Source organism: Bordetella petrii, from assembly GCF_017356245.1.
Taxonomy (GTDB): domain Bacteria; phylum Pseudomonadota; class Gammaproteobacteria; order Burkholderiales; family Burkholderiaceae_B; genus Bordetella_A; species Bordetella_A petrii_D.
Map to the genome: position 1 here is coordinate 1,505,040 of NZ_JAFMZZ010000001.1, position 12,727 is coordinate 1,517,766.

Annotated in this window: 15 protein-coding genes; 8 read left to right on the forward strand and 7 right to left on the reverse strand. The window is 65.1% G+C overall.

Translation table 11 applies throughout. The features are described from left to right. The first annotated feature begins 84 nt into the window (after positions 1-84). Together J2P76_RS07350 and J2P76_RS07355 are read left to right on the forward strand one after the other, a co-directional pair. Complete coding sequence (locus J2P76_RS07350) at positions 85-453, forward strand: hypothetical protein (RefSeq protein ID WP_207405759.1); 369 nt, start codon at positions 85-87, stop codon at positions 451-453. A 54-nt stretch (positions 454-507) separates the two neighbouring features. Further along, positions 508-1,068, forward strand: a complete 561-nt coding sequence (locus tag J2P76_RS07355) for an N-acetyltransferase family protein (RefSeq protein WP_431603382.1) — start codon at positions 508-510, stop codon at positions 1,066-1,068. Positions 1,069-1,089: 21 nt separating this feature from the next. On the opposite strand, the gene J2P76_RS07360 is transcribed toward J2P76_RS07355, so the two are convergent. Both J2P76_RS07360 and J2P76_RS07365 read right to left on the reverse strand, forming a co-directional pair. Continuing rightward, positions 1,090-2,262, reverse strand: a complete 1,173-nt coding sequence (locus J2P76_RS07360) for a vWA domain-containing protein (protein ID WP_207405764.1) — start codon at positions 2,260-2,262, stop codon at positions 1,090-1,092. Between the two features lie 19 nt (positions 2,263-2,281). Beyond that, positions 2,282-3,154 (reverse strand): AAA family ATPase, encoded by an 873-nt coding sequence (locus tag J2P76_RS07365; RefSeq protein ID WP_207405766.1) that lies wholly within the window; start codon positions 3,152-3,154, stop codon positions 2,282-2,284. Between the two features lie 152 nt (positions 3,155-3,306). On the opposite strand from J2P76_RS07365, the gene J2P76_RS07370 reads away from it, so the two are divergent. Both J2P76_RS07370 and J2P76_RS07375 read left to right on the forward strand, forming a co-directional pair. Next, the gene (locus J2P76_RS07370) at positions 3,307-3,648 is read left to right on the forward strand and encodes a c-type cytochrome (RefSeq protein ID WP_207405768.1); all 342 of its coding nucleotides are present in this window, start codon (positions 3,307-3,309) and stop codon (positions 3,646-3,648) included. 14 nt (positions 3,649-3,662) lie between these two features. After that, on the forward strand, positions 3,663-4,025 hold the full coding sequence (locus tag J2P76_RS07375; RefSeq protein WP_207405770.1) for a c-type cytochrome: 363 nt from the start codon (positions 3,663-3,665) through the stop codon (positions 4,023-4,025). Between the two features lie 83 nt (positions 4,026-4,108). On the opposite strand, the gene J2P76_RS07380 is transcribed toward J2P76_RS07375, so the two are convergent. Continuing rightward, positions 4,109-4,534, reverse strand: coding sequence for a DUF1841 family protein (locus J2P76_RS07380; protein WP_207405772.1), 426 nt, complete (start codon positions 4,532-4,534; stop codon positions 4,109-4,111). 196 nt (positions 4,535-4,730) lie between these two features. On the opposite strand from J2P76_RS07380, the gene icd reads away from it, so the two are divergent. Together icd and J2P76_RS07390 are read left to right on the forward strand one after the other, a co-directional pair. Further along, on the forward strand, positions 4,731-5,987 hold the full coding sequence (gene icd / locus J2P76_RS07385; protein ID WP_207405774.1) for an NADP-dependent isocitrate dehydrogenase: 1,257 nt from the start codon (positions 4,731-4,733) through the stop codon (positions 5,985-5,987). Between the two features lie 445 nt (positions 5,988-6,432). Then, positions 6,433-7,569 carry a porin gene (locus J2P76_RS07390; RefSeq protein ID WP_207405776.1) on the forward strand — a complete coding sequence of 379 codons (1,137 nt, stop codon included), beginning with the start codon at positions 6,433-6,435 and terminating at the stop codon, positions 7,567-7,569. A gap of 78 nt (positions 7,570-7,647) precedes the next feature. Here J2P76_RS07390 and J2P76_RS07395 read toward each other — a convergent pair whose 3' ends face one another. Beyond that, positions 7,648-8,040 (reverse strand): pyrimidine dimer DNA glycosylase/endonuclease V, encoded by a 393-nt coding sequence (locus J2P76_RS07395; RefSeq protein ID WP_207405778.1) that lies wholly within the window; start codon positions 8,038-8,040, stop codon positions 7,648-7,650. A gap of 343 nt (positions 8,041-8,383) precedes the next feature. Between J2P76_RS07395 and J2P76_RS07400 the strand changes: the two genes are divergently transcribed. Continuing rightward, a complete protein-coding gene (locus J2P76_RS07400) occupies positions 8,384-8,662 on the forward strand; it encodes a DUF4212 domain-containing protein (protein WP_207405780.1) in 279 nt (92 codons plus the stop codon). Then, on the forward strand, positions 8,662-10,743 hold the full coding sequence (locus J2P76_RS07405) for a sodium:solute symporter family protein (RefSeq protein WP_207405782.1): 2,082 nt from the start codon (positions 8,662-8,664) through the stop codon (positions 10,741-10,743). The genes J2P76_RS07400 and J2P76_RS07405 overlap by 1 nt, the downstream gene beginning before the upstream one ends. Here J2P76_RS07405 and J2P76_RS07410 read toward each other — a convergent pair whose 3' ends face one another. The 3 genes from J2P76_RS07410 to trxB are packed head-to-tail and all read right to left on the reverse strand — an operon-like array spanning position 10,744 to position 12,693. Next, the gene (locus J2P76_RS07410) at positions 10,744-11,073 is read right to left on the reverse strand and encodes a DMT family transporter (RefSeq protein ID WP_207405784.1); all 330 of its coding nucleotides are present in this window, start codon (positions 11,071-11,073) and stop codon (positions 10,744-10,746) included. Continuing rightward, the gene (locus J2P76_RS07415; RefSeq protein ID WP_207405786.1) at positions 11,070-11,747 is read right to left on the reverse strand and encodes a Smr/MutS family protein; all 678 of its coding nucleotides are present in this window, start codon (positions 11,745-11,747) and stop codon (positions 11,070-11,072) included. The genes J2P76_RS07410 and J2P76_RS07415 overlap by 4 nt, the downstream gene beginning before the upstream one ends. After that, positions 11,734-12,693: a thioredoxin-disulfide reductase gene (gene trxB, locus J2P76_RS07420; RefSeq protein ID WP_207405788.1), complete on the reverse strand. Its 960-nt coding sequence runs from the start codon at positions 12,691-12,693 to the stop codon at positions 11,734-11,736. Before trxB ends, J2P76_RS07415 begins: the two co-directional genes overlap by 14 nt. Positions 12,694-12,727 lie beyond the last annotated feature (34 nt).

Sequence of the window (12,727 nt, forward strand, 5' to 3'; positions counted from 1 at the left end):
CCGGCCTCTCCGCGGCCGGGGTGTGTCGTTCGCGCGTTCGCTGCCGGCATTGCGCCGGCCAACCTGACCGGAGGAACGACGGCCATGCTGACCAATCTTGTCACGCGCGCCCTGTCCCAGCTCGTGGGCGCGCCGCTTAGCCAAGACCGCATCAAGGGGCGATTCCGCTACGCTTATGCCAGCGACGACGGGCAATTCGTGGCGATACTGGCCCATGATCTGACCACCTATGTGGTGGATGTGCCGGCCGAGCGCTATTTCGCCGAATGCGGCGGCTCGCCGCGCGGCTTTGCGGGGCATGTGCTCGAAATGGAAGGGGTTGCCACGCAACCGCGCCAGCGGACGGCCGCCAATGAGCTGTTCGACCTGGACATGGACAGCGACGACATTCCCTGGCGCCGCTGTCCGGGGCCGCAGGCGCATTTTGCCGTGCAAGAGCGGCGCATGGCCTGAGCCGCCCGCGCAGGCCGGAAGGGCGGCCGGCGCGCCGCGCGCGGCGTCGCTACAATGCGCGCCATGGATTCCGATTCTGCCCGCCCGTCCGGCGCCACTCTGATCGAATGCACGCATGCGCGCCATGCCGGTGCCATTCTGGCCATCTTCAACGACGCCATCGGCACGTCCACGGCCCTGTACGAATATCAGCCGCGCACGCCCGCGACGATGCAGGCCTGGTTCCAGGCCAAGCAGGCGGGCGGCTTCCCGGTCATCGGCTTCGAAAACGCGGACGGCGAGCTGATGGGCTTTGCCAGCTATGGCGCGTTCCGCGCCTACCCGGCCAACAAGTACACGGTCGAGCACTCGGTGTACATCGATGCCCGCTTCCGTGGCCGCGGCCTGGCCGAGGCGCTGATGCGCATCCTGATCGCGCGTGCGCGCGACCGCCAGCTGCACGTGCTGGTGGGCGGCATCGACGCCGCCAACACCGCCAGCATCCGCCTGCACGAAAAGCTGGGCTTCGAGCATGCCGGCACGATCCGCCACGCGGGTTTCAAGTTCGGCCGCTGGCTGGACCTGGCGTTCTATCAATTGATATTGGACACGCCGGCCGAGCCCGCCGACGGCTGAAGCCGCCGGCGCGGGCAGCCGTTATTTCGACAGCAGGCGCATGGCCTGTTCCAGGCCCGCCACGGTAACGGGGTACATGCGCTGCTGCATGATGTCGCGCAGCAGCGCAATGGACTGGCGGTATTGCCACGACGCCGTGGGCTCGGGATTGAGCCAGACGGCCTTGGGCCAGGCATCCAGCAGCCGGCGCAGCCACACCGCGCCCGGCTCTTTGTTGTAGTGCTCTACCGAGCCGCCGGGCTGCAGGATCTCGTACGGGCTCATGGTGGCGTCGCCCACGATGATCAGCCGCCAGTCGGGGTTGTACTTGCGCAGCACATCCCAGGTGTCGAAGCGCTCGTTCTGGCGCCGGCTGTTGCTTTGCCACAGGCTTTCGTACGGGCAGTTGTGGAAGTAATAGACATCCAGGTTGCGGAATTCGCTGCGGGCCGCCGAAAACAGTTCTTCGACCCGGGCGATGTGGTCGTCCATGCTGCCGCCCACGTCCAGCAGCATCAGCACCTTGACTGTGTTGTGGCGCTCGGGCACCAGGCGCAAGTCCAGGTGGCCGGCATTGCGCGCCGTGCTGGCGATGGTGTCGTCCAGGTCCAGTTCGAGTTCGGCGCCTTCGCGCGCGAAACGCCGCAGGCGCCGCAGCGCCACCTTGAAATTGCGGATGCCGAGTTCGAGCCGGTCGTCGTAGTCGCGGAACTGGCGCATGTCCCACACCTTGACCGCGCTGCGGTTGCCGGCCGAATCGCCGCCCACCCGGATGCCTTCGGGGTGGTAGCCGCTGTTGCCGAACGGCGAGGTGCCGCCGGTGCCTATCCATTTGCTGCCGCCGGCGTGGCGCTCTTTCTGTTCTTCCAGCCGCTGCTTGAACAGTTCCATCAGCTTGTCCCAGCCGTGCCGCTCGATGGCGGCTTTTTCTTCGGGGGTCAGGCTTTTTTCGAACTGCTTGATCAGCCAGTCGATGGGAATGTCCTTGCCGGCGGGCAGGGCGGCCTCGATGCCCCGGTAGTAGGCGCCGAAGGCCGCGTCGTAGCGGTCGTACAGCGATTCGTCCTTGACCAGCGCGGCGCGCGCCAGGTAATAGAAGCTGTCCAGCGTAGGCGCCATGACGTCGTGGCGCAAGGCGTCGAGCAGGGTCAGGTATTCCTTGACCGAGACCGGCAGCTTGTGGGCGCGCAGGTGGTAGAAGAAATCGGTCAGCATGGCGGCGGGGGCCGGGCGCTCAGCGGCGGGCGTTGCCGCGGGTCATGGCGGCCAGGCGTTCCAGCAGCTGCACGTCCTGCTCGTTCTTGAGCAGGGCGCCGGCCATCATCGGCACCGAGGCGGCCGCGTGGGCGTCGATCTGCTCCGCCGTGGCGCCTTCGGCCAGCAGCAGGCGCAGCCAGTCCAGCAATTCGGAGGTGGACGGTTTTTTCTTCAGGCCCGGCGCATCGCGCAGCGCGAAGAAGGTATCCAGCGCGGCCCGCAGCACGTCCTGCTTCAGGTCGGGAAAATGCACCGCCACGATGTCGCGCATGGTTTCGCGCTCGGGAAAGCGGATGTAGTGGAAAAAGCAGCGCCGCAGGAACGCGTCGGGCAGGTCTTTTTCATTGTTCGACGTAATGATCACCAGCGGCCGGTGGCGCGCCGCGATGGTCTGGCGCGTTTCGTACACATGGAATTCCATGCGGTCGAGTTCGCGCAGCAGGTCGTTGGGAAACTCGATGTCGGCCTTGTCGATTTCGTCGATCAGCAGCACCACCGGCTCCGGCGCTTCGAACGCCTGCCACAGCGTGCCCTGCACGATGTAGTTGCGGATGTCGCGGACTTTTTCGTCGCCCAGTTGCGAGTCGCGCAGGCGCGATACGGCATCGTATTCGTACAGGCCCTGGTGCGCCTTGGTGGTGGACTTGATATGCCATTGCAGCAGCGGCCGGCCCAGCGCCAGCGCGACTTCTTCGGCCAGCATGGTCTTGCCCGTGCCCGGTTCGCCCTTGATGAGCAGCGGGCGCTGCAGGGTCAGGGCGGCGTTGACGGCCAGTTTGAGATCGTCGGTGGCAACGTAGCGTTCGGTTCCGTCGAAGCGGGGGGCGGCAGGACTCTGGGCAGCGGGCATGGGCGGTGGCGGGAAAGATACGCGCGGGCAAACCGCGCAGGGGTTGGCATGGCTTGGCAACAATTATCGTACAATCGCAGGGTTTTGTTAGCCGGGCGCAGATCCGGCGCTCATCCTTAGCCCAGTTTTCAGCCTTACCAAGAGCCATTCCAATGAAGTTGAGAACCTCTCTGTCCGCGCTGGCCATGGTTGCGTCCTGTTCGGTCGCCGGTCAGGCGGCTGCTGCCGATGCAGCGCCGGTCGGCAATGCCCAGAACGCCCGAGACAAAATCTCCATGTGCATCGGTTGCCATGGCATCAAGGGCTACAAAGCCAGTTTCCCCGAGCTGTACCACGTTCCGATGATCGCTGGGCAAAACGCCAAGTACATCGAAGCGGCCCTCAACGAGTACAAGAAAGGCGCGCGTAGCCATCCCACCATGGATGCCATCGCCGGCAGCCTCAGCGACCAGGACATCGCCGACCTGGCCGCGTACTACTCCAATCTCAAGTGATGCGAGGGCCCATCATGAAACGCTATACGCTGACCCTCGCGGGCGCCATCCTGGCTGTTGCCGGCGGCGCCGCGCAGGCGCAAGACCTGGCCGCCGGCAAGGCGGTGTTCGACAAGTTCAACTGCGCGTCGTGCCACGGCGCCGACGCCAAGACGCCGGTCGACCCGGCCTACCCGATCCTGGCCGGCCAGCATGCCGACTATCTCGAGCAGGCGCTGAAGTCGTACAAGCGAGGCGCCGCCGGCGCCCCGGCCTCGTCGAACGTGCGCAAGAACCCCATCATGGGCGCGTTCGCCGTGCAGCTGTCCGACCAGGACATCGAGAACGTCACCGCCTGGCTGGCCTCGCAGTCCAGCGACCTGGGCGTGCGCAAGTAAACCGCCGCGCGGCCTGCAGGCAAGAAAAAACGCCCCGCGGGGCGTTTTTTCTTGCCTGCGGCCAAGGGCCGGGCCGGCCCCCGCTAGCGTTCCGCGCGCTGGCGGATCAGCTCGATATAGGCATCGCTGTCGAGCGGCGTGCCCAGCCGCTGGGCTTCCCAGACCACCTGGCCCAGGCATTCCATGATTTCGTGCGCCGCCTGGTGGGCGTCGCCGCGGTTGACCAGCCGCTGGTAGGCCGCGCGGATGCCGCGCGGATGGTCGATGGACAGCTGCTCGGCGATGGCCAGGTGCATCGACAGGTGCAGGAACGGGTTGGTGCGGCCCTGCTCGACCGGGTATTCGGCCGTCATGGCCTCGGGGTGTTCGAGGTCGCCGTGGTACTCGGGGTGCTCGATGACCCAGTCCAGCGCCATGGACTCCAGCGGCGTCAGGACCTCGCCGGCGCGGTGCTTGCGCCAGGTCTCGATGAAGAACTCGCGGACTTGGTCGCGGGAAGGGTTGAACATGGGGGCTGCGGCAGGTATACGGATGACAGGCCTTCATTTTACGCCCCTGCGCCGCCCCCGCCGGACGCGGCGCCCCAATGCGAGCTAGAATTGGGGGTTGTCCGCCATCCGGCCCGGTAGCTTCGGGGGTTTCCCGCCTGCGTCCGCGCCCCGGTCAGGCGTGCGCGCAAAACCACCCGGAGCAACTGGAGCATTCATGTCCTACCAACATATCAAGGTTCCCGCAGGGGGCCAGAAAATCACGGTCAACGCCGATTTTTCGCTGAACGTGCCCGACCAGGCCATCGTTCCGTACATCGAAGGTGATGGCACGGGCGCCGACATCACGCCCGTCATGATCAAGGTCGTGGACGCTGCCGTGCAGAAGGCCTACGGCGGCAAGCGCAAGATCCACTGGATGGAAGTCTATGCCGGCGAGAAGGCCACCAAGGTGTACGGCCCCGATGTCTGGCTGCCCGAAGAAACCCTCGACGTGGTGAAAGACTACGTGGTGTCGATCAAGGGCCCCCTGACCACCCCGGTGGGCGGCGGCATCCGTTCGTTGAACGTGGCCCTGCGCCAGCAGCTCGACCTGTACGTCTGCCTGCGCCCGGTTCGCTACTTCAAGGGCGTGCCTTCGCCCGTGCGCGAACCTGAAAAGACCGACATGGTCATCTTCCGCGAGAACTCCGAAGACATCTACGCCGGCATCGAATACCAGGCCGAAACCGAGCAGGCCAAGGAACTGATCCAGTACCTGCAGACCAAGCTGGGCGTGAAGAAAATCCGTTTCCCGAACACCTCGTCGATCGGCATCAAGCCGGTGTCGCGCGAAGGCACCGAGCGCCTGGTCCGCAAGGCCATGCAGTACGCCATCGACAACGACCGCGCTTCGGTCACGCTGGTGCACAAGGGCAACATCATGAAGTTCACCGAAGGTGGCTTCCGTGACTGGGGCTACGAGCTGGCCCAGAAAGAATTCGGCGCCCAGCTGATCGACGGCGGCCCGTGGTGCAAGTTCAAGAATCCCAAGACGGGCCGCGAAATCATCGTCAAGGATTCCATCGCCGACGCCTTCCTGCAGCAGATCCTGCTGCGCCCGGCCGAATACGATGTCATCGCCACGCTGAACCTGAACGGCGACTACATCTCCGACGCCCTGGCCGCGCAGGTCGGCGGCATCGGCATCGCCCCGGGCGCCAACCTGTCCGACTCGGTGGCCATGTTCGAAGCCACCCACGGCACGGCGCCCAAGTATGCCGGCAAAGACTACGTCAACCCGGGTTCCGAGATCCTGTCGGCCGAAATGATGCTGCGCCACATGGGCTGGACCGAAGCCGCCGACCTCATCATTTCCAGCATGGAAAAATCCATCCTGTCCAAGCAGGTCACGTACGACTTCGCGCGCCTGCTCGAAGGCGCCACCCAGGTGTCGTGCTCGGGTTTCGGCCAGGTAATGATCGACAATATGTAATTCCGGCGGCGGCATCGCCCGCCTGTCGCTAAAAAGCCGCCCTCGGGCGGCTTTTTTTTAAATGCGCGGGTTGCAACGCATGGACAAATATTGCCCGGATGTATTAAAAGCAATACCAACATTTGCGCGTGCAGATAATCACAAAAATGCGCGCATCTGCTGGCCAGGGTTGCCGCGCGGGCCTGCGGCACGGTGCAACGTCTTGCGCTCTGTTGTTAAAGCGCCATATATCCAGTGTTCATGAAAGTGTATTAAGTAACTTAATGTACTGTGCCGATATTTCTCTTCATAGGAAAATGGTGAGGTTCGCCCGGCCGCTGGAAATTTTTTGATTCCTTGTGTAGTTCCTCGTTTTGGTGGAAACACCAGCATTCCCTAACGTATGGGTTCGAACTGTCTCCGCGGGTGGAGACAGACGGCTTTCACTCTTGATCGGGATGAGGAAATGAAACTAACAAAAACCTTGCTCGCCGGCGCAATTCTCGCCGGTATCGGCGGCACCGCGTACGCTGAAACGTCGGTGACCTTGTACGGCTTGATTGACGTCGGGATCACCTACCAGCGCGGCAAGGTCGGTACCGAAGACGCCAACCGCGGCCAGTATGGTGGTGACTACCAATCCCGCATCGGCATGACCGACGGCATCCAGAGCGGCTCGCGCTGGGGCCTGCGCGGCACCGAAGACCTGGGCGATGGCCTGTCGGCGGTGTTCGTGCTGGAAAGCGGTTTTGGCGCCAGCAACGGCAACAGCAAGCAGGGCGACCGCCTGTTCGGCCGTCAAGCCACCATCGGCCTGAACCACGAATCGTTCGGCCGCCTCGATCTGGGCCGCCAAACCAACATCGCGTCGAAGTACTTCGCCGACATCGATCCGTTCTCGCTCAGCTACCTGAACTCGACCATGGGTTCGGCGTTCAGCGCGGCCAACACGGTTCGCTATGACAATATGGTGATGTACCAGACCCCCAGCTGGAGCGGCTTCCAGGGTGGCATCGGGTACTCGTTCTCGACCGATGACGTCGAAGGCCCGACCGGCTTCGAAGAAGACGACAACAACCGCGCCATCACGGCCGGTGTGCGCTACGTGGGCGGTCCGCTGCAAGTGGCCTTCACGTATGACCAGCAATTCCGCGCGCCCAGCCAGCCGCAACCCCAGCAGTTCATTCTGGGCGCGGCCTACGACTTCGAAGTGCTGAAGCTGTCGCTGGCCTATGGCCGCACCAAGGACGGCGTGTTCGTCGGCCAGGACTTCGACCTGATGGGCGGCGCTGTCAACCCCAACACGCCCGCCAAGGGCCTGGGCAATACCAACGACCGCTTCACCTGGGACGGCCTGAAGGTCAATTCGTACCTGGTCGGCGTAAGCGCGCCCATCGGCGGCGCCAGCAACGTGTTCGCCTCGTGGCAGCGCGCCGATCCGAACAAGGGTCTGGAAAACATGGACATCTACAGCGTGGGCTACACCTACGACCTGTCCAAGCGGACCAACCTGTATGCGGTGGGCTCGTATGCCGACGGCGCTGCCTTCGTCGAAGGCAACAAGATGACGACGGTCGGCGTCGGTCTGCGTCACCGCTTCTGATCAGGGTACGGGTTGCCCTTTTCCGAGCGGAGTCGGGGCACCTTGTTCTTGGCCATCCACACTGTGGGTGGCCTTTTTTTATGGCCGCGCATCCTCGGCGTAAGCCGGCCCGCCGCGTTCGGCGATACGCCGGCGGTTCATGGCCAGCGCCTGGGGCGTGGGCGTCCAGTCGCCCCACAAGGCGGCGGGAATGTCGGCGTGCACCTCGGCCAGCGGGGCCAGGAAGGCCGGCTGGTAGCCGCGTCTTTGCATCTCGCGCACGAGTTCGCCATGGCGCCTGGCCAGATACCCTAGCCGGGTGTAGAAAAACAGCAGGTGCCCCTTGCCCAGAGTGTAGTCGGTGGGACTGGACACCGGGCCGCGCTCGCAGGCCTTGCGGGCCAGGGCGAAAACCCGCGGCAGCTCGCGATATTCGGCCACCAGGTGCTGGCGAGTAAGTTCTTCAACCGGAACGCAGTTGATGCGGGTCATAGACTATGTATACAGGCGTACAAGCCGCCATTTTAGGTGGCGGAGCCAGTGGGCTCGGCGGTTTGCACCATATTGGTGCATTCAATCACATGTTTCGGCGCCGCCTTAGGGCATTCCCCTAGTGTGACAATCCCGTTCCTGGTGCAGAATCCTGTTCCATGCAGGTGAGGAGACAAACAGCCCTGCATGGGCGACCGGCGGCACCGGTATAACAAACTGGCAGTACCCAATAAAAGCAAAATGCACAACGGCTGGCACCATTTCGTGCCGGCCGTTGTCGCTTACAAGGCTCGCTTTTGTGCATAAAGGCTTCAAGCGGCGCGTAACCGGATAATAATCACGCATGCCGGCTCCCCGCACCCCGACACCCCCTGCCGCACGGCGTTACTGGCGGCGCAATCTGGTCCTGATCGCTGTTCTCACGGTCTGCTGGGCCACGCTGACCTTCCTGCCGGCCTTTTTTGCCCGCAAGCTGATGTTCGATTTCATCGGCTGGCCGTTCGCCTTCTGGATGGCGGCCTATGGGGCGCCGCTGTCGTACCTGGTGCTGATAGCCATCTATGCCCGCCTGATGAACCGCGCCGACCGGCGCGCCCGCCGTGAAGGCGAGCGGGGCGATTGATGCCATTTACCGGCGACAACCCCCGTGAATTCGAGATCCGGCTGCGCCGCATCTATGTGCTGTACACGGCCGGCTTTGCCCTGCTGATCGTGCTGCTGGCGCTGGCCGAAGTGGCGGGCATGGCCCGCAACTGGATCGGCTACGTGTTCCTGCTGGTCACCGTCAGCCTGTACGCCGGCATCGGCATTGTCTGCCGCACGTCCGACCAGGTCGAATACTACGTGGCGGGGCGGCGCGTGCCGGCCTTCTACAACGGCATGGCCACCGCCGCCGACTGGATGTCGGTGGCCTCGTTCATCGGCGTGGCCGGCACGCTGTACCTGACCGGCTACGGCGGCCTGGCCTACATCATGGGCTGGACCGGCGGCTATGTACTGGTGGCGCTGCTGCTGGCGCCGTACCTGCGCAAGTTCGGCCAGTACACCATTCCCGATTTCATGGGCGCGCGCTATGGCGGCAACCTGGCCCGGCTGGCGGGCGTGGCCTGCGCGGTGCTGTGCTCGTTCACGTACCTGGTGGCGCAGATCTACGGCGTGGGCATCATCACCACGCGCATGACGGGCATTTCGTTCGAGCTGGGCATTTTCGTGGCCCTGGGCGGCATGCTGGTGTGCTCTTTCCTGGGCGGCATGCGGGCGGTCACCTGGACCCAGGTGGGGCAGTACATCATTCTGGTGGTGGCCTACCTGGTGCCGGTGATATGGCTGTCGGTAAAGCATACGGGCATGCCGCTGCCGCAATTGTCGGCCGGCACGGTGCTGCAGCAGGTGACCGAGCGCGAAGCCCAGCTGGGCAAAGACGTGTCCGAACTGCAGGTGCGCCAGTTGTGGAAGGCCCGCGCCGATGAAATGACCCAGCGCCTGCAGGCCCTGCCGGAATCCTGGCAGCAGGAAAAAGACAGGCTGCGCAACCGGCTGGCGAAAATGACCGCGGCCGACGCGCCCATGGTCGAAATACGCACGCTGGAGCGCGAGCTCGAGGCGTATCCCGCCAGCGTCGAACAGGCCCGCGTGGCGTGGTCGCAGGCGCGCGCCGTCTACGAGGCGCGCGGCTCGCCGCCGGTGCCGCATGCCGAGCCGTTTCCCGCCAAAGACCCGCAAGAGCGCCAGGAGATGCGGGTCAATTTCCTGGCGCTGGTGCTGTGCCTGATGCTGGGCACGGCCGGCATGCCGCACATCCTGATGCGCTCGTACACCACCCCGTCGGTGATCGAGGCGCGCCGCTCGGTGTGCTGGTCGTTGCTGTTCATCCTGCTGCTGTATTTCATGGCGCCGGCGCTGGCATTGCTGGTCAAGTACGAGGTCTATACCCAGGTGGTGGGCACCGATTTCGCCGCGCTGCCCAACTGGGTGCATGCCTGGAGCGCGGTCGACATCAATTTGCTGGACTTGCTGGACGTCAACCGCGACGGCACGGTGCAGCTGGGCGAGATCAGCATGGGCGCCGACGTGGTGGTGCTGGCCATGCCCGAGATCGGCGGCCTGCCATATGTGGTGTCGGGCCTGGTGGCGGCCGGTGGGCTGGCGGCCGCGCTGTCCACGGCCGACGGCCTGCTGCTGACCTTGTCCAATTCGCTGTCGCACGACATGTGGTACCGGCTGGTATCGCCGCGCATGTCGGCCGCGCGCCGCGTGATGGTGTCCAAGATACTGCTGCTGGCAGTGGCGTTCGGGGCGGCCTGGGTGGCGGCCCGCAAGCCGGCCGACATTCTTTTCATGGTGTCGGCGGCATTTTCCTTTGCCGCCTCGTCGTTCTTCCCGGCGCTGGTAATGGGCATATTCTGGCGCCGCGCCAACAAATGGGGCGCCACGCTGGGCATGCTGGCGGGCCTGATGATGACCTTCGGCTACATGGCGCACACGCATCCATGGCTGCGCGAATGGGTGTTCGGCGTGGACCGCGGCCAGCCGGTGGAGCTGTGGTGGGGCATCCAGCCCATCGCGGCCGGCGTGTTCGGCGCGCCAGTGGCCTTTTTGACGATTATCGTGGTGTCGCTGCTGACGCCGCCGCCCGACCGGGCCACGGCCATGCTGGTGCAGTACCTGCGCGAGCCCGACGGCCCGCCGCCGCCGCTGCCGTGATCAGTGTCCGACCGATTTCGAAAACACGTTCATGACCACCACGCCGGCGATGATCAGCGCGATGCCCAGCAGGGCGGGGGTGTCGAGGTGCTGCTTGAAGAACACCGCGCCCACCAGCGAGATCAGCACGATGCCCACGCCCGACCAGATCGCGTAGGCGATGCCCACCGGGATTTCGCGCAGCGTCAGCGCCAGAAAGTAGAAGGCCACGGCGTAGCCGGCCACCGTGACCAGCGAAGGCAGCAGCCGGGTGAAGCCCTCGGCGCTTTTCAGGGCGCTGGTGGCCACGATCTCGGCCACGATGGCAATGCCCAGGTATACCCATTTCATGGGCGCCCCGTGCCGGTCTGGCGCAGCAGCACCAGCAGGGCGCCGGCGCCGCCTTCGCGTTCGGGCGCCTGCGAAAACGCCATGACATCGGCTTTTTGCACCAGCCAGGTGCGCACCTTGTCTTTCAGCACGGGTTCGAGCCCCTGCGAGCCGTAGCCCTTGCCGTGCACGATGCGCACGCAGCGGATGCCGTGTTCCAGGCATTCGTCCAGGAACGACAGCACTGCGTGGCGGGCCTGTTCGACCCGCAGGCCGTGCAGGTCGAGCTCGGCGCCGGCCGGCCACTGGCCGCGGCGCAGGTTGCGCGCGGTGTCGGGCGCGGCATCGGCGCGCACGAACGCGGTGCCGCCTTCGGACAGCAGATGCGCCACGTCGCCGCCGTCGGAGACACCGGCATCGGCGCGCGCCGCGCTTTCGCCCACCGCGGCCGCGCGGCGCATGGCCACGGCGGCGCTGGCCGGCGCCGCGGCGGGCGGCGGGGGCGGCCGGCGGCCGGTGTGCTTGAGCGGGGTGACCGCCTGGGTGGCGCGGCGAAAGGCGTCGGGGTCGTCGGCCGGGCTGGCCGGCGCGGCGGCCTTTCGGGCGGCCTGTTCGGCCTGTGCCTGTGCCTGGGCCTGGCGGGCGGCCTGGTGCAGGCGCTTCAGGTCGGCCAGGCCGCTTTTAGTGCTGCGCATTCTCCAGCCACCGTTGCGCGTCCAGGGCGGCCATGCAGCCCGTGCCGGCGCTGGTGATGGCCTGGCGGTAGACGTGGTCCTGCACGTCGCCGGCGGCGAACACGCCGGGCACCGAGGTCATGGTGGCCATGCCCGACAGGCCGCTTTTGGTGATGATGTAGCCGTCTTTCATGTCGAGCTGGCCTTCGAAGATGCCGGTATTGGGCTGGTGGCCGATGGCGATGAAGGCGCCGGTGGCGGCCAGGTCTTCGGTGGCGCCGGTGTCGGTGTGGCGCACCCGCACGCCCGTGACGCCGCTGTCGTCGCCCAGGACTTCTTCCAGGGTATGGAACAGCTTCAGTTCCATATTGCCGTTGTTGACCTTGTCCATCAGCTTGTCGACCAGGATGGGCTCGGCGCGGAATTTGTCGCGGCGGTGGATCAGCGTGACTTTGCGGCAGATATTGGACAGGTACAGGGCTTCTTCCACGGCCGTGTTGCCGCCGCCCACCACCACGACGTCCTGGTTCTTGTAGAAGAACCCGTCGCAGGTGGCGCAGCCCGACACGCCGCGGCCCATGAAGGCCTCTTCAGAGGGCAGGCCCAGGTACTTGGCCGAGGCGCCGGTGGCGATGATGAGGGAGTCGCAGGTGTACAGGTTGCCCGTGTCGCCGGTCAGGGTGAAAGGGCGCTGCGACAAATCCACTTTGGCGATATGGTCGAAAATGATGTCGGTATTGAAGCGCTCGGCGTGCTGCTGGAAGCGCTGCATCAGTTCGGGGCCCTGGACGCCGCTGGCGTCGGCCGGCCAGTTGTCGACGTCGGTGGTGGTCATGAGCTGGCCGCCCTGGGCCAGACCTGTAACAAGTACGGGGGCCAGATTGGCGCGCGCCGCATAGACGGCAGCCGTGTAACCGGCGGGGCCGGATCCGAGTATCAAAACTTTAGCGTGTTTGGGCGTGGACATAGGTAAGTATCTTTAGAGGGATGCCCAATTATAA